The organism is Olivibacter sp. CPCC 100613 (genome assembly GCF_036959255.1).
Lineage (GTDB): Bacteria > Bacteroidota > Bacteroidia > Sphingobacteriales > Sphingobacteriaceae > Olivibacter.
Window position 1 is genome coordinate 56,685 of sequence record NZ_JAWMTI010000009.1, and the last position, 25,699, is coordinate 82,383.

Annotated in this window: 15 protein-coding genes; 4 read left to right on the top strand and 11 right to left on the bottom strand. The window is 39.5% G+C overall.

Features of this window, described 5'->3' with window-relative positions; genetic code table 11:
• Positions 1 to 73 precede the first annotated feature (73 nt).
• From RYH73_RS21825 to RYH73_RS21860, 8 genes are all read right to left on the bottom strand, one after another.
• Entirely contained in the window at positions 74 to 775 is a 702-nt protein-coding gene (locus RYH73_RS21825; RefSeq protein ID WP_335315608.1) for a polysaccharide deacetylase family protein, read from the bottom strand.
• Between the two features lie 2 nt (positions 776 to 777).
• Entirely contained in the window at positions 778 to 2,589 is a 1,812-nt protein-coding gene (locus RYH73_RS21830) for a glycoside hydrolase family 9 protein (protein WP_335315609.1), read from the bottom strand.
• Complete coding sequence (locus RYH73_RS21835) at positions 2,589 to 4,427, bottom strand: outer membrane protein assembly factor BamB family protein (RefSeq protein ID WP_335315610.1); 1,839 nt, start codon at positions 4,425 to 4,427, stop codon at positions 2,589 to 2,591. Before RYH73_RS21835 ends, RYH73_RS21830 begins: the two co-directional genes overlap by 1 nt.
• Before the next feature lie 70 nt (positions 4,428 to 4,497).
• Positions 4,498 to 5,742 (bottom strand): exo-beta-N-acetylmuramidase NamZ family protein, encoded by a 1,245-nt coding sequence (locus RYH73_RS21840; protein WP_335315611.1) that lies wholly within the window; start codon positions 5,740 to 5,742, stop codon positions 4,498 to 4,500.
• A 110-nt stretch (positions 5,743 to 5,852) separates the two neighbouring features.
• Positions 5,853 to 7,571 (bottom strand): RagB/SusD family nutrient uptake outer membrane protein, encoded by a 1,719-nt coding sequence (locus RYH73_RS21845; protein ID WP_335315612.1) that lies wholly within the window; start codon positions 7,569 to 7,571, stop codon positions 5,853 to 5,855.
• Between the two features lie 10 nt (positions 7,572 to 7,581).
• Complete coding sequence (locus tag RYH73_RS21850) at positions 7,582 to 10,881, bottom strand: SusC/RagA family TonB-linked outer membrane protein (RefSeq protein ID WP_335315613.1); 3,300 nt, start codon at positions 10,879 to 10,881, stop codon at positions 7,582 to 7,584.
• Between the two features lie 395 nt (positions 10,882 to 11,276).
• Positions 11,277 to 12,584: a RagB/SusD family nutrient uptake outer membrane protein gene (locus RYH73_RS21855; protein WP_335315614.1), complete on the bottom strand. Its 1,308-nt coding sequence runs from the start codon at positions 12,582 to 12,584 to the stop codon at positions 11,277 to 11,279.
• Between the two features lie 39 nt (positions 12,585 to 12,623).
• The gene (locus tag RYH73_RS21860) at positions 12,624 to 15,701 is read right to left on the bottom strand and encodes a SusC/RagA family TonB-linked outer membrane protein (RefSeq protein WP_335315615.1); all 3,078 of its coding nucleotides are present in this window, start codon (positions 15,699 to 15,701) and stop codon (positions 12,624 to 12,626) included.
• 461 nt (positions 15,702 to 16,162) lie between these two features.
• Between RYH73_RS21860 and RYH73_RS21865 the strand changes: the two genes are divergently transcribed.
• The 3 genes from RYH73_RS21865 (at position 16,163) to RYH73_RS21875 (ending at position 19,175) form a co-directional block, all read left to right on the top strand.
• Positions 16,163 to 16,906: a DeoR/GlpR family DNA-binding transcription regulator gene (locus tag RYH73_RS21865; protein WP_335315616.1), complete on the top strand. Its 744-nt coding sequence runs from the start codon at positions 16,163 to 16,165 to the stop codon at positions 16,904 to 16,906.
• 152 nt (positions 16,907 to 17,058) lie between these two features.
• Positions 17,059 to 17,334 carry a hypothetical protein gene (locus tag RYH73_RS21870; RefSeq protein ID WP_335315617.1) on the top strand — a complete coding sequence of 92 codons (276 nt, stop codon included), beginning with the start codon at positions 17,059 to 17,061 and terminating at the stop codon, positions 17,332 to 17,334.
• Between the two features lie 221 nt (positions 17,335 to 17,555).
• On the top strand, positions 17,556 to 19,175 hold the full coding sequence (locus tag RYH73_RS21875; RefSeq protein ID WP_335315618.1) for a S41 family peptidase: 1,620 nt from the start codon (positions 17,556 to 17,558) through the stop codon (positions 19,173 to 19,175).
• Between the two features lie 29 nt (positions 19,176 to 19,204).
• Here RYH73_RS21875 and RYH73_RS21880 read toward each other — a convergent pair whose 3' ends face one another.
• Together RYH73_RS21880 and smc are read right to left on the bottom strand one after the other, a co-directional pair.
• Positions 19,205 to 20,155, bottom strand: coding sequence for a M28 family peptidase (locus RYH73_RS21880; RefSeq protein WP_335315619.1), 951 nt, complete (start codon positions 20,153 to 20,155; stop codon positions 19,205 to 19,207).
• Positions 20,156 to 20,551: 396 nt separating this feature from the next.
• Positions 20,552 to 24,094, bottom strand: coding sequence for a chromosome segregation protein SMC (gene smc / locus RYH73_RS21885; RefSeq protein WP_335315620.1), 3,543 nt, complete (start codon positions 24,092 to 24,094; stop codon positions 20,552 to 20,554).
• Between the two features lie 189 nt (positions 24,095 to 24,283).
• On the opposite strand from smc, the gene RYH73_RS21890 reads away from it, so the two are divergent.
• A complete protein-coding gene (locus RYH73_RS21890) occupies positions 24,284 to 24,694 on the top strand; it encodes a hypothetical protein (protein WP_335315621.1) in 411 nt (136 codons plus the stop codon).
• 64 nt (positions 24,695 to 24,758) lie between these two features.
• On the opposite strand, the gene RYH73_RS21895 is transcribed toward RYH73_RS21890, so the two are convergent.
• Positions 24,759 to 25,541, bottom strand: coding sequence for an amidohydrolase (locus RYH73_RS21895; protein WP_335315622.1), 783 nt, complete (start codon positions 25,539 to 25,541; stop codon positions 24,759 to 24,761).
• Positions 25,542 to 25,699 lie beyond the last annotated feature (158 nt).

Sequence of the window (25,699 nt, forward strand, 5' to 3'; positions counted from 1 at the left end):
AGTCAAATTTCCACTCAACTAAGATATGCACTTTTGTGCATTTTTATATATGTAAAACTAAAAAACACGCATATTATTGTTTCAAAAGCTCGTCTATTCTTTTGAATTGATATCCTTTGTCTATTAAAGTGTCTATTAAGTTAGGTAATCTATTGTAAAATTTGTCCGTTCTATGCGGCCCTACACCTAGATGAATTAACATAATAAATCCCCTCAGTTCATGTGCGTCTTTTTTCATAAAGGAAAGAACGGAGTCATATATGACTTCCGATGAACGATATCGTTTGCCCATATTTGGGATGGTATAGTCAGCAGTTGTCAAGGTTCCGGGCGTAAAGTTAATTAATTGTAATCCATGATTGCTAGTCCATTCACTTATTTCTTTATTATACCATTCGTAGGGGGGTAAGAAGAAGGAGGCCTTGGTTTTATTGACACCAAACCGCTCTAACTTCCTGTAAACTTGTGAAAGATCTTGATCGAACGTATATTTATCTATTAATAGGCTATCCCTTTTTGTCCAATCGCAGTAAAGTAGATGTTGATCCGAGTGTGCACCGACATAATGCTGGTCCCTAAGCATACGCGAAATTAATAACTCATTTGTTGGATTGTCCAAAAATCTACCTGTTAAAAAGAAGGAGGCTTTGATTTCTCGTTGGTGCAATTGGCGAAGGATAGTCGTTGCTCCTTCCGCGAATTCGTCGGCTGAAAATATCAACGCGATCTCCTTACGATTATAATCACCTCTGATGATAGCACCATAAGGATCCATAACTACTTTTTTATTGGAGCTCCTCCCAACAACTCGTGCTCTTTGGCGGCTAATAAATAAATGAGTGAAGCGCTACCATCCATGGTGGGTTCATTCGTGCTATAATCACCATAGTCATCGTGGTATACCGCCAAGTCTGATTGAAATGCTTCATATTCGTCCGGATTAACCAATTCAATACCAATAAGCTGGTTAAATATACTGCCGTATACCGGGCCGTCCACCAAGCCACCGTCTATCGGGAAGTTTTTCAGATGTGTAAATGCGGAGTGCGGATCTGTAGGGTTGTCGCCATTATGCGGTAAACCGTACACCATGCTTGTTCCCCAAGGATTGCAGCCAAAGAGCCAGTCGATATTTGATTGTTCGAGTTCTGCATAAGATTCATCATCCGCTAAATCTCGATACCATAAGCATTGAATGGCAAATGAAACTGTTAAATTGTTACTACACCAAATAAAAGGGACACCACGGAAGAACGCATTTTGTTTTGCCCTTGTCCAAACTTTTTCTATTCCTGTCCGATAATAAGAAATAATTTCTTCCCGATGTTTTCCATCCAATTGCTTCGCTAATTCATAATGGCCAAGGTTGATAAAGGGGTACCATTGATAATGGGCAGCGGTGTCAGTTTCTAACCACGGCGTTATTTTCTCCTGCCTTGCGTACTGTAATGCTTCGTTTTTGAATTTAATATCACCTGTCATCTGTAAATTGGTTGCCGCTGCTAATTCCATGTCATCTACCCAATTGTCTTCGGCATAGATGTAGGGCGATTTTACTGAAACGGTCTGAGTAACACCGGGCTTTATATTGGCAAAATGGTACGCACTTTCTGCTTTAACTCTTAACTGATGCGCATAATTACCATCTATAGCTGTAAAGATTTGGCTTCCTATACTGAAAGCGCTACTGAATTTGGCAGCAGTAGAACTCGTGCCGGTTGTATTGTTTGAGAATTTTCCGCGCTGTTGTGGCCGTCCATCGATAAAGTAAACCGGGCGCTCGTAAGCTCGACCGTAAAAGGCATCTTCGGCAGGCATTCGCATTCCGGCGTGATCACGGTCATCGGCAATTTGGTTGAACATAAGATGCGGTTCAGGATGCATTTTTAATAACCAGTCTAGTCCCCATTTCGCTTCGTCTAACACATCGGCGATACCATTGGCGCCTTCGAGTCCGTTTGCTTGCTTTTGATCCGTAAATACAGCTGGAAAGTCCCTATATGCGGCTAACAAATGATAGATCGCATTTGCGGACGTAGTGGAATATTGCAGGTAATCTGATGCATCATGCCAACCTCCTCCCACGTCAATTTTGGTGCTGTCGGGCAGACCTGCTTTTGATGCATATAAAGTGAAGCCGTCATGCGTATGACAACTATCTTGGAGGAATGGATTAAATAGACTTCGCTGTTGACGCATATAGCGAAGTACAAAATCAGCCGTCCCTCTGTACACTTCGGGTGCTATCCGAAAGGTAGGTGACTGTGTGCTACCGGCCAGAATATAGAAGCTCCCGGTATCGGTAAAATTAGAAAAATTCAATCGACGACTTTGTTGGAAAGGGCCATATGCGCCATACGATTTACCAGCTTGGATTGTTAATACTTTTTGCTCAGTGCGTGCATTTACCAGACTAAACGAATCAATATCTTCTTGATGTAGAGAGCCCCAAACCGCTACTTTTATGCCTTGTGGACTATAGCCAAGTTGATTGATGCGAATCACCGCATGTTGATTTTGCTTGAATTGTTTTGATGCACAAGCAAAGCACAGACCAAGGGTGAAACAAAAAAGGGTAAGCTTTGTCATCAGTTAAATTTTAATTTCACAATTTTTCCATCCATGGTACTGGCTGCGATATGCTTTTTATCCAAAGGTAGCAAAGGGTTCACCAGACAATTTGAAATCTTATGTTGCCAGATGAGACTCCCATCGGCACGTCTAACAGCTGATAATAACCCGGAATTACTGGGCACCCAAACAATATCCGCTGACTCTTCAATAGCGGTTGGTGCCAATTCATAAGGCAGTTGCAGTGCTGAATGCCAAACTACCTTCATATCATTGGCTTTTGTTGATACACCAATTAGTTGCCCATCCATAGTTTTAGCATATACCAGGGTGCGATCAGTAGAAAGTCCGATACTTTCGCGAACACGATAATTGTCCATTTTTTTTCTCCAGATTACCTTCCCGTTTCGCGCGTCGAGGGCTGTCATATAACGATCGGGCGCCACAATGAAAATTCGATTATTGGTTCCGACCGGATAACAGGCTGCCGGTGAGAGCATTCTGCTAGAAGCACCATTGCTCCAGTGCCAGATGGCTTTTCCGGTATTTCGATTCAATGCATAAAACTCATTTCCCCAAGTACCGAAATAGATCTTGTTCTTATAAATGAGGGGTTTCGCGGACATATAGCCCTTTAATCCTTCGAACGACCATTTTATTTTACCGGATTTGATATAAATGGCTCTGAAAACACCGTCAGAACCACCAATATAGGCAATGCCTTTATAAATAATAGGAGATCCTAATACAGCTTTATCCGTTTTGATTTTCCATTTTTGTTTCCCATTTTGTATATCGATGCCGTAAATACAACTGTCAGAAGAGGCGGCGATTACTGTGTTTTTCCAGACGCTTGGGGTCGCATATATTTTTCCTTGGGTTTGATAGGACCAGCTTTTCTTCCCTGTATTTAAATTCAGTGCATATATTTCGCCCAATGTATTGCCGGTAATCAATTTATCTTTTGCCATTGCAAGACCGGCGCCTATATCACTCTTGTCTTGGAAAGTCCACACTTCCTGAACCTGTTTAAACTTTTCATTTACTGTGTAGGAGGGACGAGAGTATACGTTAGTTTTTTTTTCAAAATGATGATTTTTTAAAGCAACTGCTAACCAGGGCGATTGTGTAAGACTATCTGGATTTCGTTCTTGGTAGATAGCCTGATCAGAAGATATATGTACTATGTTGTAACCGCCTGTATTCTTTTTTGCTCTTAAGTTTGAACGTCCCATTACACCCGGGATACCTTCGAAATCGCAGGCTTTATTTTGATGACCGTGTCCACAAAGAAAAAGTTGCACATTGTGTTTCTTGATACGGTCTATTGCCTCATACCAGTTATTTAAGGAAGAATCCTGCGGATAATGATTGATATAAATCAGTGGCAATTCATTGTCGAGCTTTAATACTGAATCCAACCAAAGTAGGTTTTCCCTTGGAATTTGACCTGGGCTCATTCGCATATTGGGTCCCGAATTGGTGCCGGCGAAGCGATACCCCTCATATGTGAAGTAGAACGTTTCAGAACCAAAAATTTGCCGGAAGCTGTTTCCACCACTTTCTGACCAGTTGGCATCATGATTGCCGGGAATAACATAATAAGGGATGTTGATACTGTCCAATATTTGTTTGGCAAGTTTCAGCTCGTTATCAGCACCGAATTCAGTAATATCACCGGAAACGATCACAAATTTTAAGTCTTTGTTTTCATTGATGTCGGTAACCGTTCTCCTTAAATCTTCAGCACCGGTTTCACTTCCCACATGTGTGTCGGTAACATGTGCAAAAAGAAAATCTTGTGCATCGGTTCTTTCAACGAAAAGGACTAGAAAAAGGATGATTATTCTTTTCATCACGGCTAATGTTTTTAATTCAGATAGTGTCTACTGTCTTTACAATAAGTGGGATTAACATAAGTTTTTGCTATTCAAAGTCTGGATACAACAGGTATTTCTTTCTCATTTTTTTATAGGCAGTGAGCTCCGGTTTCCAGCTGTCCTTAATCTGATTCTCCGTCATCCCCGCTTTAATCTGTTGTATAAGTTTGTCGTTACCGGCTAGCTTGTTGAAGAAATCGGGTCGAGCGAAAAATCGATCGGCCATGCCTGCTTGCTTAAATAACGTATAAAAATCCAGTAAGTAGTTGAGGGTAAAAGTTGAATTTTTGGGATCCACCTGTCGTAAATCCAATCCATAACATATTTTGTCTTGTTGTTCAACATGGGCGCTCATACCTGGTTTGGAGCCTGGTGTAAAAGAGAATGCACCGAATGAAGGGTTTGGATAACCCAATACCTGAAAGGGCCAATCGGTACCCCTTCCCACACTCACATCAGTTGCCTCGAATAGACATAGTGACATGTATAGACGAACGGAAACATAGTTTGGTAGACTAGGGGATGGGACCACCGGTAATTGATAGGGTGTTTTATGATCCCAATTTTTTATCGGAATAACCGTGAGGTCACATTTCTTTCCTTGATCTAACCATCCTTCACCATTGATCATCTGGGCTAATTCACCTACCGTTAAACCGTGAATCATTGCGATTTTGTGAAAGCTGATATTCGATTTATACTTATCATCTTTTCTGACAGGACCATCTACCTGATCTCCATTTGGGTTGGGACGGTCTAATACAATCATTTTTTTTCCATGATTAGCACATAATTGCATAACACGATGCATCGATGTAATATAGGTATAGAAGCGGGCACCTACATCTTGTAGGTCGAATAGCATGACATCAATGGATTGAACAATTGAATCAGCCTTTTCGTTTTTTCCATATAAACTATGCAGCGGTAAGCCTGTTTTTTCGTCTATATCATTGGCTACCTTTTCGCCCCGTTCTATACTGCCCCGAAAGCCGTGCTCAGGCGCGAATGCAAATTGAATGTCAATTTTATTCGCTAATAACACGTCTACCAAATGTTTTTTATCTGGCCCGACTACAGAAGTTTGATTTCCCATGAGTCCTACCTTTTTACCTTTTAATATAGGTAAATAAGCTTCCAGCTGGTCTGCACCTGGAAGTATTTCACCAACTGACCTGTGCAGCTTTTCTTTCTGCTTTGAATGCTGTTGGCTCTGTGGACGCTGTGAGCAAGAAGCATAAGAAAAAATAAATAGGGATAACAGAAAGGGGAGAAATTGTATATGTTTCATCGCATTTTTTCTTGATTGAGGAAAATTATTTTATGGTATTTCGGCAAAAGATAAAGATATTTTATTTTTTGCCGAAATAGTACTTTAACTGGGTGAAGTTCATTTGACGATTACCAGCCGGGGTTTTGTTTAAGTTCCGATCCGTTTTCTCGATAAAGCGTAATTTGATCGATCGGGAGCGGCCATAAATACACCCGGTCATTGTCAAAAACACGTTGGGATTCAGCCCGGAAAGCTGGAATGATATAGCCAACATCACCACCACCATCTAAAACCAAATTTGCTACTCGGCTTTTCCCATTACTATCCAGGTAATCGTTTTTGTTAATCCAGGCGCCGCGATTGATGCTTACATTATTTCTTGTATCTGCATAGCTCAGTTTCTTCCAACGCCTTAAGTCGTTCAATCGAAAACCCTCCATCATCAGTTCAGCTCTACGTTCACGTCTAATCTCCCATAAGATAGAAGATATTTCCGAATCTTTAGCTGGGTCGGAATAGACAACATTATTAACCATAGCAGAAGAACCTGATACTTGTAAATCAGGTAATTTATTTGTGAGATTTCCTCGTTTGCGAAGTACGTTGATAGATTTATCAAGATCTTCTTGATTGATGGTACCGAGTTCCGCACAGGCTTCCGCATAATTGACCAGTACTTCACCATATCGAATGATAGGCGCATCAGTCGGATTTCCGCTCAGATTCCCTTCTGGAAGGTCTTTAATAGATTCGTTAAGGAATTTATGAACTGAATACCCGGAGGTAGAATAATTGGTCGCAATTCCTTGGAGCCTTAATTCAGGTACAATTGTGCCAAGCATTCGTGGATCTCTATCGATGAGAACATTATCAATTGATTTATCGCCTTTATAAACTTTGGATAATGTTATAGGAAGCCCGTCTGTACACAAGTAATTTTCAAGTGCATTTTTTGAAATGCCAGCTTGAGGCTCTTTATTGTTATTACTGTGCAGCGCATGAGTTAAAATACCTATTGCATATTTTCTATACAGAATCATTTCCGGGTTTGTACTTAAATCCAGCGAATTAAACAAAGAACGGTAGTCTGGCCCAAGTGTATACCTACCTGATAGAATAAGCTCGTTTGCCGCCCATTTCGCTGCTTCCAAATAAGTCTTTGCTTTTTCCTGATCGATTTCGTGGTACTTTAACCAGGTTCCCTCAAATAGAAACACACGGGACATAAAAGCTAATACCACATCTTTGTTAACAGTTAGTCCCTTCTCCCCATTTTGAAGACGTACGTGTTCTGCTGCAAACTGAAAATCCGCTAACATTTTGTCTGTAACAAATTGCCTAGCATCTCTTTTTTTATAAAGTAGTTCCGTGTCCTGATCGTCTATAACCTGATCGAACCAGGGCATATCTCCAAAACGACTTACGAGTCGGTGGTATTCCAATGCTCGAAAAAAGCGAGCTACACCTATCCAATGATTTTTTGCTTCCTCTTCCATAGGCACTTGGGGTATTCCTGCTAACATAACATTAGCTCTTCGTACCCATTCAAATGTCCAAGCTGCATCGGCAGCAGAAGAAGGGACTATCTGAACAAATTGTGCGGGTGCGCTGTTTGCAAAGTCGTCGTTTAGACTTTCGCCCGAAAAGTAGTCGCCCCATGTATTACCTCTTCCATATCCTCTGAAATAACGTTCATAAAAACCATAGGAAAATGTTCTCACATTATTTTCACTAGACCAGTAATCATTATTTGTAAGTTCATCCAAGGGATCTCGCTCAAGGAAATCTTTCTTACATCCGGTGAACAGTAAGATGAAGAAAATATATATTGAAATTTTGCGTATCATAAGTGTAATTTTATAAGGTTAGTTGAACGCCTAATGAATAGGTTCTTCGATAAGGATAGACTCTCCCGAAAGAATTAGGATCATTTAATCCCCAGGATGTATAATCCGTTTCGGGATCAATCGGGATATTCACATTGTCGATCAACTCAAATAGATTTTCTCCACTGAAGAAGATTCGTAAATTTTGAATTTTTGCTTTACTGATTAGCTTTTGAGGTAATGAATACCCCAAGGTTAAATTTTTAACTCGTAGATAAGACATATCGAGTAAATATTTCGTTTGTACAAGAAAATTCTTGTTGCTCCTATTCTGTTCATGATCGGTTGGCCGTGGGTAAAAAGCATTTGGATTTTCAGGTGTCCAGTAATCTAATTGATGTTGATACCAACCCTCGGCAGCTCTAAAACCCGGGATCCCCATCGTGCCTGCAGCCCAAAGATCTCGTTTGCCAACGCCTTGTAAGAAAAATCCAAAATCAAAACCTTTATAGCTAAAATCCATTCGGTATCCATATTGCCACCGTGGTGTAGAGTTTCCGATAATCTTCTGATCACCGGGATTATCAACCGTGTTTTCTCCATCGGTGATTAACCCATCACCGTTTAAATCCTTGTATTTAATATCGCCTGGACCATAAAAGAACCAAGGACTCGTTCCCTCAAACCTTTCTTGAGAAGGGATACCATCGACTCGTATGTATCGCCCTCTTTCATCGGTAAGTAAATTACCATTTGCATCTTGTTGAAAGTCGTCTCTTGTAAAAAAGCGATCCGTGACATAACCCCAGATTTCACCACTTACCTGTCCTTCATAAATAGGGGAATTCGCGATCGTTTGTGTGAAAATTTTTGTTGAATTACCAGGGAATTCAATTACTTTTTCTGTAAAATCACTTAATTGACCCGTAGCACTTATGTTAAGTCCATTATTGAACGTGTGGTTATAGCCGATCGTCAGCTCCCAACCCTTTGTTTGCATTTTTCCTGCATTTAGTATAGGTGCAATAGCTCCAAAAGAGGAGGGAAGGGTAAGCCCCGCACTTAACATATCGCTAACCGTACGATTATACCAGTCAAAGCTCAGATTGACTTTGTCATTAAAAAAATTTGCATCCAACCCAAAGTCCGTAGTAGTAACTCGTTCCCATGTTAACGTTTCGGACACGGCTGTTGGATTCTGAAAAGTTGGCATGAACGCATCGCCTATTAACCATTGTCCCGCCAGATCGCCTGTTGAATAGGCCGTCATAATTGGTAAGAAAACATTTTCACCAACATTTTGATTACCCACACTTCCGTAAGATCCTCTTATTTTTAAAAAACTTAAATAGGGTTTGGCGAACTCCATAAACTTCTCTTGTGATAAAACATAACCTGCAGAGAACGAAGAGAAAAAGGCCCATTTGTCGTTTACGGGAAACCTAGAGGAACCATCATACCTTCCATTAAGTTCCAGCAAGAATTTATCTTGAAAAGCATAGTTAATGCGTCCGAAATAGCCAAGTGTTGACCAATGTCGAACTCTTCCTCCCACGGTTTGTGCCCCGGTAGCTAATCCAAATTCTCCTTTAGAAGGATCCATTAACCCCATTTGCTGGGAAAAGTGATTTCCATTTTGAAACACTTCCAGATTTGTCCCCAATAATGCTTTAAATGCATGATCACCGTATTCTTTAGCATAGTTTCCATATGCGTTAAAAACATGTCGGTCTTCCCAACTGGAGTTCTTTCTAACCCGGTCATGTGCCGGGGTCGTATAGGTTTCAAGGACCATTGGATTTCCGTTCCAATAATTCCATCCTTTAGCCGATCCGCCTACGATATGCTCTAGATCATTAACCTTGGTATAGGTGTAATCTGCGTCCAATGTTAATCCTGGAAGGACTTTTGCAGTACCACCTATTGTTAGACGGGTCATATTTGATTTTGTGCTTGTCATATTTGCCTGTTCTACATCGGTAATTGCATTTCTAAAGGGTTGACCCTGGTAGGTACCATAGGGAAATGTTTTAGGCCATCGATATAGATAGAACCAGGGATCATAGGTATCTCCATTATATGAATAAGGTTCGGTTAGTTTAGAGTTCGAGTAAAGTACCTTCGTACGCACGTCTAACCATTTGTTTACCGAAGCATTGACGGCTAAGTTAAGGTTATATCGATCGTATTGATCCGGGTTAACTTTCAATATACCGTCTTGATTTAAGTACCCAAATCCCATGTTATAATTGATTTTATCACTTCCCCCATTAATGCTCAAATTGTGGTTTTGTTGAGGCGTATATTTTTTCATATACATCCCCGGAGCATCCCATGGCCTATAAAAGAATAAAGCGCCATCCCTTACTTCGAAATCACGACCTTCCACCATTTCAGGTCCAAGGTCTTGACCGCCATAAAGACTTTCCCATTCTTCCATTTTTTGGATTGCCAATTCATCAAAGCGTACACCTAAACTCGAATAAAAGGGTTGTGACGGATTTCTTCGTATCGCCGCGTCTAATGCCATTCGGGTACCTGCTGCTGCGTCGGCAATTTTCGGTGTTTTTGTCGGTTTCTGTAGCGCTATATTGTTTGTATAAGTAATCCGACTGGGTGTGTCTCGTTTTCCTGATTTTGTGGTTATTAATATTACTCCCCAAGCAGCTCGAGTACCATAGATAGATGTTGATGCTGCATCTTTAAGAACAGACACGGTTGCAATATCGTTGGGATTAATCATTTGAAGAGAAGGTACTTCGACATTATCAACTAGAATAAGTGGTTGCGCACCAGCGGTACCTGTATTAATTGATCCTCTTGCTCCTCTCAATCTGATCGTTGGGTTGCTTCCCAAATCTCCACTAGGTGTGGTAATAGTCAATCCTGGAACGGTCCCTTGCAACGCTCTGACAGGATCAGTTATCGGACGCGTCTCAAAAGTCTTTTGTACATCTACCGTGGAAACAGCTCCCGTTAAATTCGCTCGCTTTTGCTTTCCAAAACCAACGATTACAACTTCGTTCAAAGTTGTTTCATTCACTGCGAGTTGAATATTGATAACATTCTCTTGTCCGATAAGGATCTCTTTTGTGTTCGATCCTACGTAAGAGAAAACAAGCGTTTGGCCAATCTTTGCGCTAATAGAATAGGAGCCAATATCATTTGTGGTCACTCCTTGATTCGTTTCTTTAACCTTGACCGATACGCCGGGGAGCGGAGATTGATCAGCTTCGGATGTGACCCTGCCTGTGACCGTTTTTTCCTGTGCCAGCAGAAGGGCCGGTGAAAGAAATAGCCATACGAAAAATAGAAGTAGTTTTCGTTTCATTTTTTGGTTGTTTTTAATGGTCAATTATGATTGTTATTTGAGTTTTTTCAAGCTATACTGGTTTGGTTTACACATTATTTCAATCTTCCGATTCAGCTTATTGGTTTTGATAGAAGGCTGTAATCCTTCATGTGTTGGTTAATATTACAAGATTACAAAATAAAAATAAAAATTGCAATTTAATGCATTTTTATTATTAAAATACTTATAAAAACGCATAATATTTTCCATTATATTGCAATAATGCGCATTTTTAATTTTGTTTATATTTCTTTAAGATTATGGAAGTGTTAATATTTGCTGATTTGCATACTTGTTAAGATGGGACGTAAAAAAGGCTGTCTTTAAAAGATAAGAAGCGAATAGGTGCCCGTGTACAGACACCTATTTTTAGGTTAAAATGTAGGGTCGGGGGGCGTATTGGGATTATTGTCTCTTTCTATAAACGGATAAGGAAAAAAGTTCCTTTTCATTTCCGATTGCGGCCGATTAAATCTTCTCATGTCTTCTAACTTTAAACCAGACATAAATAATTCGATACACCTATTTTTGTAGATCAATGTTAGGAGTTCTTCCGTGCTGAAAGATCCTGACAACGCCGGCATGGCAGCCCCAAGGCCGTAGATGTCATTGCTCGGTCTTTTTGTGATAACCTGATTGAGCGCTGCCAGTGCCAGGTCGGGTCTCGCAGTACGGGCATAAGCTTCCGCCTTGATCAAAAGCATTTCACCTGGCAAATACAGGGGAATTGGTGATTCGTTGGTGAACGAAAATCCTTTGATGCGTACAGCTGGTGGTGCAGGGTTGGCGTTTTCGATATAAAACAATACACGTTGATCGTTGGGATCGGGATATAATGGTTCCGGTAACCCCAAATGCGCGTCCTTTGGCTGAAACACATTGTTTGTCGAAGTGGCGAATGTATAAATAGGATTCGGAGAAACATTGTCGTAAGCAAATACAGACGCTTTTTGAAGGTCCACCAGCTCCGATGCGGTCAGCGCATCCTCATAATTTCCCAGATAGAGAGAGAAGCGAGCTTTTAATGCATATAGCGTGTTTTTTATGTCAATACTCGCTGTTGGGATGTCTTGTAAAAAGGCACTACTGATGGAGTCCATCTCCGTCAGAACTAAGGCACTGTCAATACCTGCAATCGCCATTTTGTATCCTTCCATTCTGTCCACAAAAGGGGCATTACGACCGATGTTGGCGGGTACTTGCTCCCAATTCATAGCTAAATCACCTAAGGAAAGCGCTTTCAGCACGGTGGTGTACGCAATTATACCACTAGCACGGTTTTTATCAGCTATATTTTTTGCGTTTTGTATAATAAGATTGGCATCATAAATGATTTTATTGCTACTTGTCCATAAACCTGCTAGCACTGTATTTGTGCCGTCTATCGTGGCGCCTCCTGTACTTAATTGTAATTCGGGTATATTCCCTTCGTTTCTGAGTAGAAGTTCATTGGTTACGAATCCATTGGCCGTTACTTTATTGTAGATATTACTTGTTCTCAAATAACTGTAAGTCCGTTGTAGTCCGATGCTTATATCCGTGAGTGCCTGGGACGACGATAAGGCTTCGTCGTTTAATGCTCTCGACGGATCGATATAGTCTTTCGTGCATGATGACATGGCAAAGACTAACGCGAACCCATAATAGAAAAGCTGTGTGTATTTTTTTTTATCTTTTTTCATGGTTGTATTTCTGCTGGTCCAAATTTTTGTTAATTGACGCTATAATTTTACTTGTATTCCCAATGTAAAGGTTCTTGGAATTGGAATAGCGCCAAAATCTATTCCGCGTAATATGGTGGACTGTCCACCCGCATTCACTTCCGGGTCATAGCCTTTGTATTTGTCAATAGAAAATAAGTTTCTACCGCTTGCGTTAAGGGTGAGGTCTTTAAGGAATTTTACTTTACCTATATGGTAGCTTAATGAAATTTCTCTCAATTTGATATAATTACCGTTATCAATTCTCCATTCTTCAACTGCATAAACGCCGGCCACATAACCTCTCGGCAATTCTCCCATTTGTTCCTGTTGCGCTATTTCACCGCTGCCAACGCCTTGTCTGGTTCGCCAGTCTGCATTCCATACATCCACACCTTGTACGGCATCAAATTGCAGGTGTAAGGATAGCTTTTTATAGGTGAAATCGTTCACAAAGCTGACTGTATAATCTGGGTTTGGGTCACCAATGACCTTACGTAAAGGGGTGCCAGCCGGTAATCCATTCGCATCCCGTTGTGGGGTGTATTCCGTTCCGTTTTGGATGCCACGCTCCATTAATGGGATTCCTTTGTTGTCCGTTAATAAGCTTCCGTCAGGGTTTCTGGCGAAAAAGGTGCCATAAAAAACACCAATAGGTTGATTGTCAATGATAGCCACCGGTGCGCCTGGGTTCGTGCTAAATAATCGCAAGCCACCAACATCAAGTGCCTTGTTCCGGTTTCGATTGTAGATGATTGCGGTGTTCCATTCAAAATTGGAATTTTTAACTGGTGTTCCATTCAGCACCAATTCGATTCCTCGGTTCTGCAGGGAACCCACATTGTCTAGAAAGCTAGAGAACCCAGTGGTAGGCGCTTCTACCCTGGAGATAAGTAAATCTGTCACCTTTTTATTATACCAGTTGAAACTAGCGCTTAATCGATTATTAAAAAAAGATAAGTCCGTACCCAGTTCCAGTTCAGCTTGGCGTTCGGGTTTAATGTTCTCGTTGGCAAGTGTAGCGCTTGAAAATAGCGAAACTCTACTTAAAAAGGTTTGTGAAGAATAGGCGTTATACCGGTCGTATGCGCCAATACCTGTTAGATTTCCCGATTGACCGTATGCCGCTCGCAACTTAAACAGGTCCCACCAATTATTGAGAGATGAATTCCTCCAATAATCGGCAGAGGACAATACATAACTACCGCTGCCCTTTACGTACACTTGCCGGCGATTATCTTTGCCGAATACGGAAGATTCATCTACACGGACTGCACCTGTTAAAAATAGATGGTCTTTGTATTTGAAATTTTGTTGAAAATATGCCCCGCTCACAGAATATTCACTTCTCGCATCCATTCCCGGTAATATAGTACTGGCTGCATTGACGGTTTGAATAAAAGGAGCCAACCCTCGTCCATTCAGCATGTTGTAATTGGATTTTTCGTATTGATAAGAAAAGCCTAGTTGAGAAGTTGATGTCAACATTTCCGACAGGTTGGCGTTATACGTGGCATTAAATTCCTGATTAATCAGAAAAGCGGCGTTGCTAGCTACACTGGCATAACCATTTTGCGTTGGATTCAAACTGCTTCCGCCGCCCCAATAATCTGGATTAACGTTGTAAGTATAGGGTGGTATATATGTTTTGCCATTTTGACCACTGTAATCCACACCAAGGGTGTAATCAATAGACAGGCCCTTTATAGGTGTAAGTTTTAGATTTAAGTTACCCAAAATACGGTTCACTTCTTGACGTTGTTGGATATCTTCAATGACGGAAACCGGATTCACCCGACCCCTTTCTCCAACGGCTTTTAAGTTTCCATCAGCATCTCTCGTAAATAAATCGTGGTAATTGGCAATGATATTGATAGCGTTTAAGGGAGAGTAAAACGAATTTCCGTCCGGTTTCTCATCTGCTCCGCTGTTGATGTAATTTAAACCTGCGCTAAACGAAATCCAATCCGCAAGCTTCTGATCGATGTTTGTTCTTAAACTAAACCGCTTAAAGTTTGTGTTTTTTACAATGCCTTGGTTATTAAAGTAGGAGGCCGATACATAATATTTGGTATCATCTTTTCCTCCGGCTACGGAAAGATTATTATCTGTGCCGCTTGCATTTCTGAAAATATAATCTTGATAATCGTACCGATTAACAGGTGTGGTGCTGGTTAGGGCAGTATTCAATACGTCTTGGGTCTCTGTATCGACTGACCCCCCGAATTTAACAGGAGATTGATTGACAGGTACTCTTTTTCTTAAATTGTTGTTAGAATAACTGGTAGAAAACGTTACTACCGGTTTTCCCACTGCGCCCCTTTTTGTGAAAATTTGCACGACACCGGCATTGGCCCTGGATCCATAGATCGCTGCTGCTGCTGCGCCATTTAACACTTCAACACGCTCAATATCTGCAGGATTAATATCTACCAGTCGATTTTGGCCGATCGTTCCAACAAAATTACCGCCATCATAACCGGCCTGCGTGTTTGTTACGCGGGTGGTGTTGTTGTTGACGATAATACCGTCAATGATGTAAAGTGGTTCAGAGGAGGAGTTTACGGAGCTTATTCCTCTTAGACGTACTGATATACCTCCTGCTGGATCACCTGAATTTTGTGATATTTGAGCTCCTGCGGTTTTGCCTTGTAATGAAGATAGTATGTTTCCGCTTCGTCCCTTCGTTAGGTCATCTCCCTTTACTGAGCTAATGTAACTGCCTAGTTGCCGTCGCGTAGTACCTGCTGAAGTGCCGGTGATGATAACTTCGTCTAAACCTACAAGATCAGTACTTAAATCACAATCTAACAAATTGGTGCCGGTTCTTAACTGAATTGTCTTCGTTTCGGTTTTGTAGCCCGTGTAACTGAATACAATATATTGCTGACCTATAAGTTCTCCGATCGGTAGCGTATATTTACCGTCAGTATCTGTAGCGCTTCCTGTTGTTGAATTTCTTATTTTTACAGAAACTCCTGCTAGGGGCTCGCCGCTCATTTTATCTACCACATGCCCGGTTATTACGGATTGCTGTGCGTAGGCAAATTGGAAAAAAAAGAAGGAAATGAGCGATAGTGATTTGATTGATTTGGTCATAAAAATTGAATGGTTAAATGATCATGTTGGGGTTACTTGGGACTTTTACTTGCATAAGGTCATGTTTATTAAATTCTATCCCGCAGTTTATAAGGTCTTACAGCTCTATTTGAAGCTTAATTGGATATGCAAGTATAATAAAAAAAAACTTCCATGCAATATTTTGCGTCTTTTTATTTTTTTTTGTATGAACGCGCATTTTTCATCAATAAATGCAATTAGATTATAAGTTTAAACGTCTAAAAAATGTTTTTTGAAAGTGAGATGCTAAAAAATGGAGAAAGCGTTTTTATGCGGGGTGCTATACCAATGAGGCACTTAACAGGTCGATGATAAAAACTATAAAGTAATAAATGAGGGTACTTCGCAAATCATTTAGGAAAACAGGGCTTCCATATGCAAAGTTTATTATCTTCACAAAACTTTTATATTTACAACTCTTACGGTAAAAATTGACCAACATGCTAAAAGAAGAAAGACAGGCTTTTATAATGCGCGAAGTAAATCTACACAATAAGGTTTTATCATCGGATCTTAGTGTGCAGCTGAATGTTTCAGAAGACACCATTAGAAGGGATCTAAATGAATTGGCTGAAAGTGGTAAGGTGCTAAAGGTATACGGTGGAGCTTTATCTAAATCTTTTCAATATCCGTTTCAGGATAACGAGGTTTATGCACGGGAATCAAAAAAGACAATTGCTCAAAAAGCAATAACGCTTATTCAGGATGGAATGGCTGTGTTATTAGGAGGAGGGACAACCATGCTGGAATTAGCGAGGGCATTACCTGAAAAAATGCAATGTACCTTCTTCACGATCAGCCCACTTGTCGCACTTGAACTGGCGGAACGATCTAGTGATGATGTAATCCTTATTGGGGGTAAGTTGGCTAGAAGTACGAATGTAACGATTGGTTCTCAAGTGATTAATCAGTTGTCTGAAATTAGGGTCGATCTTTGTTTGTTGGGTACTAACAGCCTGTCTGTTGAAGATGGAGTTACCGATTCCGATTGGGAAGTCGTTCAGATAAAAAAAGCAATGCTTCGCTGTTCACAAAAAACAGGTATTTTGAGTATTGCCGAAAAATTAAATTCGGTACAAAAGATGAAAGTCTGCAATGTGAATGCGATTGATTATTTAGTGACGGATTTAGATCCTAAACACGAAAGCTTAAGCAGATTTTCACAAGTGGTAAAGGTCATTTAGTCATTTTAATGTTACTTTAATCTTGTTTTAATGAGGTTTAGGTAGTTTAGTGTAATAAAAGTCAATGTAACGTCTTTATTTCTCACATTTTTTGAACTTACGCTGCCATTTAACTAATATTGTTATACCAAACCAACTAAAACAAATTTACTATGAGTACCGTTATTGCAGAGCTAATCAACAAGGAAGACATTCGGAATTATAAAATAATTGATGCCCCTGAAAGCCATATAAGTGAACTACGTTATAAATTGCAAAGCGCCGTCAGATTGGGCAATGAATTTAAGTCGAAATCGATCATTACCTTCAATACCACCAGTGGCCCAAAAAGGGTAGAAACTACAGTTTGGATGTTAACCGATAGTTATTTGCAATTGAAAAATGGAATTATGATTCCACTGAGCAGTTTATTGGATCTTGATTATTAGGTAGTATCACGACGATAAGATATGTAAGAAGCTGACTGGTGCCTGCCATTTTGCTTCTTATATATATATAAATTAATACAAACGCCCTGCTTGCGATCTTGTCTACGCTTAGTATCACATTATTTCTCAAAGAAACTGTCAATTAGTGTTAAATTTTTTTTCTCCTAAAAAAAAGAAATAGAGTTGTCGTATATTGCAACAAAATATCGATTGTAATAGAGATGAATAGAAAAGTACTTGGCAGGTTTTTAACAGTTTCTATTGTAGTATCATTACTAATAAACGCCTGCAAGAAAGATAATCCAAGCTCAGATCAAAATAATACAAAGCAAACGCAAACAAGTGATCGTACAGCCCTAACGAACGATTCAATTTTTTTATATGCCAAAGAAATTTATTATTGGAATCAAAATTTGCCCACCTACGATGTTTTTAATCCGAGACAATATATTTCCAACGCTGATAAATTAAAAAATTACGAAACGAATTTGTTGGCAATAGCTCAATATTCCACATCAAAGTATGATATACTTACCGCCAATAATACCGACTATACAAAGTTCTCTTATATAGAGGATGTGTCAGGTAGCAGTGGTGTTACAGCTGGCGTAAGAAACTTAACCAATAGTGTTAATTTAACAGGACAAGGAAATGATGTCGGTATTTACGATATTGCAGCCTATGGAAGTGATACGGACTTTAAAGTATTTATTCGCGCTGTTTATCCTGGATCACCTGCTGCTAGGAGTGGCTTGACTAGAGGCACTTCTATTACTAAAATAGATGGGGAAACAATAGGGGATGACTGGGATCGTGATTATGATTATATATCGCGGTTATTGGGTGACCCTTTTTCCATTCGCTTAGAGGGACAGAAACTGGGGGGGAGTTCTTATTCCATTTCATTGAGTAAGCAGACTTATAATAGTAGTCCCATCTATAAAGACACAGTACTCACTATCAATAATAAAAACATCGGTTATGTTGCTTATGCTCGCTTTTCCGACGAGGAAAACTCCTTTGATGTTCTTGATGATATTTTCTCGGATTTTGCAACAAAGAATGTTGAAGACTTAGTTATCGACTTACGCTACAATGGAGGTGGCTATGTTGCTACTGCCGAACATTTTGCTAATTTAATAGCTCCTAGCGGTACAATGGGGGTTATGTTTGTTGAGTATTATAATCAATTGATGCAAGAGGGGAAAGCGACTATACTTAAAAATCAACCTGTACGTAATTCTAATGGAGAAATAATAGGTACAGATACTTATGCTAGCTACAGCTATAAACCGGAGGCAACAGGTAACACGGTTAATTTTAAAAAAGCGGGAAATCTTGGTAATGTGAAGAATATTGTTTTTCTTGTTACTAACAATACCGCTTCCGCCAGTGAATTGTTGATTAACTCCCTGGGTGGTTTAAGCTCGTTAAATATAAAGCTGGTTGGGACAACGACTTATGGAAAGCCGGTGGGATTCTTCCCCGTTCGTCTTGAAAGCGTATATGATTTATATCTGCCAAGCTTTTCTTCAAAGAATGCAAAGGGAGAAGGTGACTACTACAACGGTTTCAAACCAGGGACAGATATTCCAGGCAAGGAAATGCTTGATAATCTTGGACAGGATTTAGATAGCTTTAGTGAGTACGATTTTGGAGATCCAAATGAGCTTTATCTAGCGGAAGCGCTGAAACAATTGGGAGTAACAGCCAGTACGACTAGCAGTGGTTCTTTAATGAGTATTCGTTCCAGGCAATCGAATAATCCCGCGCAGAACCTAATGAAAAATAAACGTTCGAATAAAGAATTTAAAGGCATGATAGAAACGCGTACAAGGTAAGATGGTATGAGCCTTAGCTGTATGAGCGTCTACATAACTTTATTTTTATTTATCTGAATCTGGCTTGATAGTTTATTGTCGATATTTTGTATCACGCCCAAAATAGCCTGCACGGCATTTACATAAAATGTCGGATTGATATTTTCATAGGTATCACTCGGTTGATGGTAATCTTTGTGATCTTCCACTCCAAAATACAAGAAGGGAATACCTTTGTCGTGAAAAGGTCCTTGATCACTTTGATTCGTCCAGTCATCGTGTCCGGTATCTGGATTATCATGCCCTAAAAGTAGTTTTACTTTTGCTTCGTCTTTTGTACCTTCTATATAGTCTTTCCATTGCGGATATTTGTATGTTCCGCAAACATATAACTCATTTTTCTCATTGTGTGCAATCATGTCCATATTGATATTGAGTTGTATGCGATTCAGTTGAACGGGAGGGTTTTCAACAAAAGCTTTGGCTCCGCATAATCCCATTTCTTCTGCATCGAAAGCCGCAAATATGAGGGTGAAATTGGGTTTGTTTTTGCTGAAATACGCGGCAAACTGCAACAAGGCGGCCACACCCGATGCATTGTCATCAGCTCCGTTATAAATTGAGTCACCTTTTTCTCCTAAATGATCGTAGTGAGCGGATATGACAAGCGTCTCCTTTAGCTTACCGGGAATATAGCCTATGATATTTTTTCCAGTATGAGCAGTTCCTTCTTTATCCGCAAATTTAAAATATTGTACATAAGTCGATTGCTCATTGAAACTTTGTAGACCTAGGCTTTTAAATCGATCGACAATGAACATTGCCGCCTTCTCTGCACCTGCCGTTCCTGTTTTTCTGCCTTCAAATCCGTCTGACGACAGCATTTTTAGGTCCTTTAATACCTGTGAATCTTGCTGCTCTGCATTTTCTTTGACACTGGCACAGCAGCTCAAGCAAAAGAATAATACTAAAAAGGAAAAACGATGAGGAATAGTAAGCATATCGATGCATGTTTTATTACAAACATACGAAATAGTTCTTAAGGACACCCCAGTATAAAAAGGAACTTTATTTGTCGCTGCAAAATTTACAGGAACGGTAGTGCCTCCCAATATTACTTGTAAATTTTGGAGGCGGCATTTTGGTAGAACGAGGGGGACTACTTTTAACCGTACTTACTAGTTTTAGCTATGTATTTAGCCTTGTGTATTGGGAAAACGGCCTTGGAGGATGCCGAGGCAACGAGCAGCAAAGCATATGCACCATCAACATGTGCCAAATTCAAATCTTTAAAACATTAAAAAAACAGGTAGCGCAACAGCCACTCAAGCCAAAGCGACAAAAAAATTGAATAAAGAAAAGGTTCGTTTAAATTAAAGCGTAAAACTTAGTGCCTATCACACTTCCCGCATATCCACAGCAACTACACGAGATACACCTTGCTCTACCATGGTTACACCATATATGATATCGGTACTCGCGATTGTCCGTTTATTATGGGATACAATAATAAATTGTGATTGATCGGAAAATTTCCGGATAATGTTATTGAATTTATCAATGTTGGTATCATCCAATGGCGCATCTACTTCATCAAAAATACAGAACGGTGCTGGTTTAAGCAGATACAGAGAAAACAATAGTGCCGTTGATGTAAGTGTTTTCTCACCACCGGAAAGCTGGTTGATGGATAGGGGGCGCTTTCCTTTTGGACGAGCCATAATTTCTATATCGGATTCGAGCGGTAAATCAGGGTTACTTAATACTAAATCACAAGAATCTTCTTCATTGAACAGGGAACGAAAGACGACAATAAAATGCTCACGCACTTGCATAAAGGACTCCATAAATTTATCGCGCGCTGTATCGTCTATTTCTTTGATCGTATCCAATAAAGATGTTTTTGCATCGAAGAGATCTTTACGTTCCTTTTGAATAAAAGTATATCGTTCATTCATTTCTTGATAAGCTTCCATGGCCATGGAATTAATAGCACCAAATTCCTCTAATTGCCTTTTCAATTTTTCAGTGCGAGTTCTCAACTCTTCTTCGCTGTCCATATGCTCGGGAAGCTCATTATCTAATAAATCGTTGATATCGATTTCAAACTCAACAGCTAATCTTTCCTTTAGTGCATTCAAGTCCAGCTTTAAGCTGGTTTTTTTATCTTTTATCTCGTTTGTCAGAATTTCAATTTGATCTTTTCTTTTACGGAAAGCCCCAATTTCTTCTTCTTTTTTATTGATATTACCCCGCATAGCATAATATTGCTGCTCCGCTTCCTGCAAAGCTTTTTCTAGGGCTTCTTTCTGCGCGTACATGGCAATTAAATCTTCATCAGAATGATCCACATGTTGTAAGGTGTCCTTAATCGATTCTTTTACCGCCTCGTATTCTGCACTGTATTGCGTAATTCGTTTTTCAAGATTTTCATGCTGACTTTCTCTGTATTCTAAATCTTTATTAATTCCAGCTACTTTATTTTGTTGTTGGTGAAAGCGTATGTTTTCTTGATTAAAAGCAGAAGATAAGGTCGTTAGCCGTTCCGATATTTCATTGAAATTTTCCTGAAAGACGATCAATTCATTTGCCTTATTTGTTTTATCAGTCATTAACGATGCTAAAGCCGGTTCTGCTCGGACAAGTTCCGCTTGAATCGTTCGGATTTTTTCTTCGATATCTTGTTTTCTATTCTGGCTATTCTGAATGAAAGAAAGGTACTGCTCTTGTTTCGTTTTTACGGAGATTAGCTCGTTGCTGAGCCTGTTCAATTGCAGCTTGGTTTCTTCTAACTGACTTTTTTTGGTATTGATCTTCAGCTCATTTAATAAAGCAGTTTCATTAACAATATCCAATTGAATCTTTTCGAGATGCGTAGCAAGTTGTTTGATCTCTTTATTTAAGTTGTCTAGATTTTTAGCCCTACCGATACGCTTTCCTTCAAATAGACCAACAGATCCACCACTCATTCCCAGTCTAAACTTCGTAAATTTACCCGTTTTATGTAAGATGGTCAGTTGCGTGTCGGGCAAAGGTGTCTCTAAATCGTTTTCATCGTCAGTTTTTAAAATGTATACATGATGTAATAATAACTTGATGAGGGGAAGATAACGAACTTCGGTATCGACTACAGATAAAGCAGGAATGAGTCGTTCGTCAGAAAAAGCATCCTGTTCATTACCGGATGGTCCGGCAATGGCCTCCAAGACGAAAAAACCAGCACGACCGCGAGATGCACTACCCAATAATTTAATAGCTTTCACTGCTTCTTCCCGCTCATTAACTACGTAATGATTCATTACCGGTTCGAGAAAGTTTTCAATAGTAACGCGATATTCTTCTTTGCAGAAGAGAACATCTGAAAGGAGGGGATAAGGTTTGGCCCAGCCTGCATTCTTTCTGAGGAATCGAATGGATTCCGGGAAGCCTTCCAAATTATCTACGAGCGATTTAGTAAGATTGTACTCATTTTGTTTTGCATCCAAGGTACGGTTATCCTTTATTACAGATTCTTTGTATGATTGGATGAGCAGTTCTTTACTAGCAATTTGTTGTTGAAGCTCTTCTTCGTAAACTAAAGTGCCATCATATTCTCCTTGTAAAGCGTCAACCCGTCCCTCTAATTCATCGACGACTTTAGAAAATTCATTGAGTTCAGTTTCCTTTGCTTCTGTATCGACAATATTTCGTTCACTTTCCTGACTTAGGGCATCTTTTTGGATATGCAGAACGGCAATTTCCTTTTCTAGTTTATAGATGTTGTTCTGGAGTTGATTATTTTCATGAATAAAAGCATCAAGTTTGGATTTTGCGGTTTGCTGTTGGCCCCTCAGTTCATCTACTTCCAGTTTCTGATCATGAAGTGAGGTGCTAATTTCATCTAACTTTTGCTGTTCAAGCAATTGCTCTTCATGTAAGCGCTTAATATTGTAGAGAACATGATTGATCTGTTGTTTATCGTTGGCCAGTTCTTTACTTAAACGTTGTTCCTTGTCATTCAGATTCCTTAATTGCTCATTTTTGACCTTTTTTTCACTCTCATAAGCTCTAATTTTGGACGTATATTCATTTGCGGCCTTTTGTTGTACAGAAAGATTCTTCTCTTCTACTAAACTTTCTTGCTTGAGTTTTTGAAGTTCAGCTTCTAAAGTGTCCAATTGTGTAACAATAAGGCTTCGTTCATTTTCTTGAATCAGTTGTTGCTCTTCTAAGCGTTCAAGCGCTTCGCGGAAGCTATTAATTCGGAAAGATGCTAACGAAACGCTCAGTTCTTTATACTGGTCCTTAAGCTTATAATAACGCTCTGCTTTTTTTGCTTGATTTTCTAAGGTTTTTAAATTCTTTTCAATCTCAAAAAGCAAATCTTCTACACGGCTTAAATCAGTTTCGGTGTCCTTCAGTTTGTGCAGTGTTTGCTTTTTTCTAACCTTATATTTTGATATACCGGAAGCCTCTTCAAAAAGTGCTCTTCTGGAATTCTCTTTATTATTAATGATTTCGTCGATCATTTTCAACTCAATGATCGAATAGGAATCATTTCCTATTCCTGTATCCAAAAACAAATCAGTGATATCTTTTAATCGGCATTGTACATCGTTTAAGCGATATTCACTTTCGCCTGTTCGATACAGTTTACGGGTAACGGTAACTTGGGAAAATTCTGTCGGGAGGATATTCTTGGTATTATCAAATGATAGCGAAACTTCCGCAAGATTGGCTGCTTTACGTGTTTTAGTACCATTGAAGATGATGTTTTCCATCTTCTCCGAGCGCAGGTTCTTCGTGCGTTGTTCACCAAGTACCCATCGGATAGCATCGACCACATTGGACTTCCCGCAGCCATTTGGGCCGACAATAGCAGTAACTCCCTCATTGAAATTGATGGTGATTTTATCGCCAAAGCTTTTGAACCCTTTTATCTCTAAGCGCGTAAGTTGCATGTGTTTCGAACAAAATTTAAGGCTGCGAATTTAATGAATTGAACCAATTTATTTAATTTTCTGCTGTTTTTTTCAGGTATTTCGCTGTTGATGAAGGTGTTTATATTAAAAGAACGTTTTTTTAATACAGTAGTGCTGATTTTCTTTGCAGGAAGGAATTAGACGAAAATTATTTTATACCTTTAATCCATGGAAAGTATTCTACCTATTATTATCGCCGCAGTTGTTTTTGGTTTCCAAATCTATACTAATTTTAAGAAAGAGCAGGAGAAGGCAAGAAAACGTACGCCATCTCATCGACCCCAACCGGATGAAACAACAACTTATAAGCCCTTGAGGCAAGAAGTACTTCAGGAAGGCTCTATTCAAGAATACAAGGAAGTACTTAAAAAACAAGTTCCTTTCGAGGATTATACGGGTGTCATTGAGGTGGAAGAAGTAAAAAGAACGAAAGAGATCCATAAAAAACACCCACATGTTTACCGCCGTTTAGAGCCCTATAAGATAGATTCAGCAGAGGAAGAAGCTAATCCCTACGCTGATTTCGATTTAAGAGATGCTGTTATCAAGTCGGCTATTTTAAATAGACCTTCCTATTAAATTTAAAATCAGCACTAAAATACTTCGATTAAAACAAAAATCTTTCCTCTTAAGGCTTAAAAAGCTATTGATCAAGCAAAACAAACTGATCGGCGTCCTGCAAAAAAGGTAATTTTTCTCTAATTCGTTTTAAATCATCTGGATACAGTGTAAAGGTATAGAGGTCTTCGTCTTCGGGCTTATAATAAACAACGCCACCATCGGGTGCTACACAGGTAGAAGCTCCTGAATGGTAAATCTGATTGCCGTCATAACCGACGCGGTTTACACCAATTACATAACATTGGTTTTCTATTGCACGCGCTGGAATAAGTGCTCTCCAATGCGCTATTCGCATATCCGGCCAACTTGCTATATATAAGAGGATATCATAAACATTGTTGAGATTTCTGCTAAAAGCCGGGAAACGGAGATCATAACAGGTCTGTAGACAGACACGCCAGCCATTGATTTCAACGATAACACGTTTTTTTCCGGCGGTAAAAACCTTTTCTTCACCAGCCATCGAAAACAAATGTCTTTTATCATATTTATGGAACGAGCCATCTGGTTTCATCCAGATAAACCGATTGTAATATTTATTGTCATCTTCGATGATCAGGCTGCCTGCCACAACACAGTTGTATTTTTTTGCTTGTTCCAGCATCCAATAGATCGTTTGCCCATCCATTTTTTCGGCGCACTTTTCCACATTCATCGTGAAACCTGTATTAAACATCTCCGGTAAAATAATCAAATCGGTTTTTTCCTTTAAAGAGGAAAGACGTAATGCAAGGTTGGATAGATTTTTTTCTGTATTTTCCCAAAAAAGATAGGCTTGAAATATTGTTATTTTTAGTGGTTTCATTTAACGTAATGTTCAGTTTTTCGTCAACGATTTTCCCGTATCCTTTAAAGAACAGGCTCATCGCATAGCAGTCTTGGTTACTCTTCTTACCAATAGTATGCCGTAATATACTAAATTAACGAAAGTTTGTAAATATCTTAATTTCTCAAAATAATCTT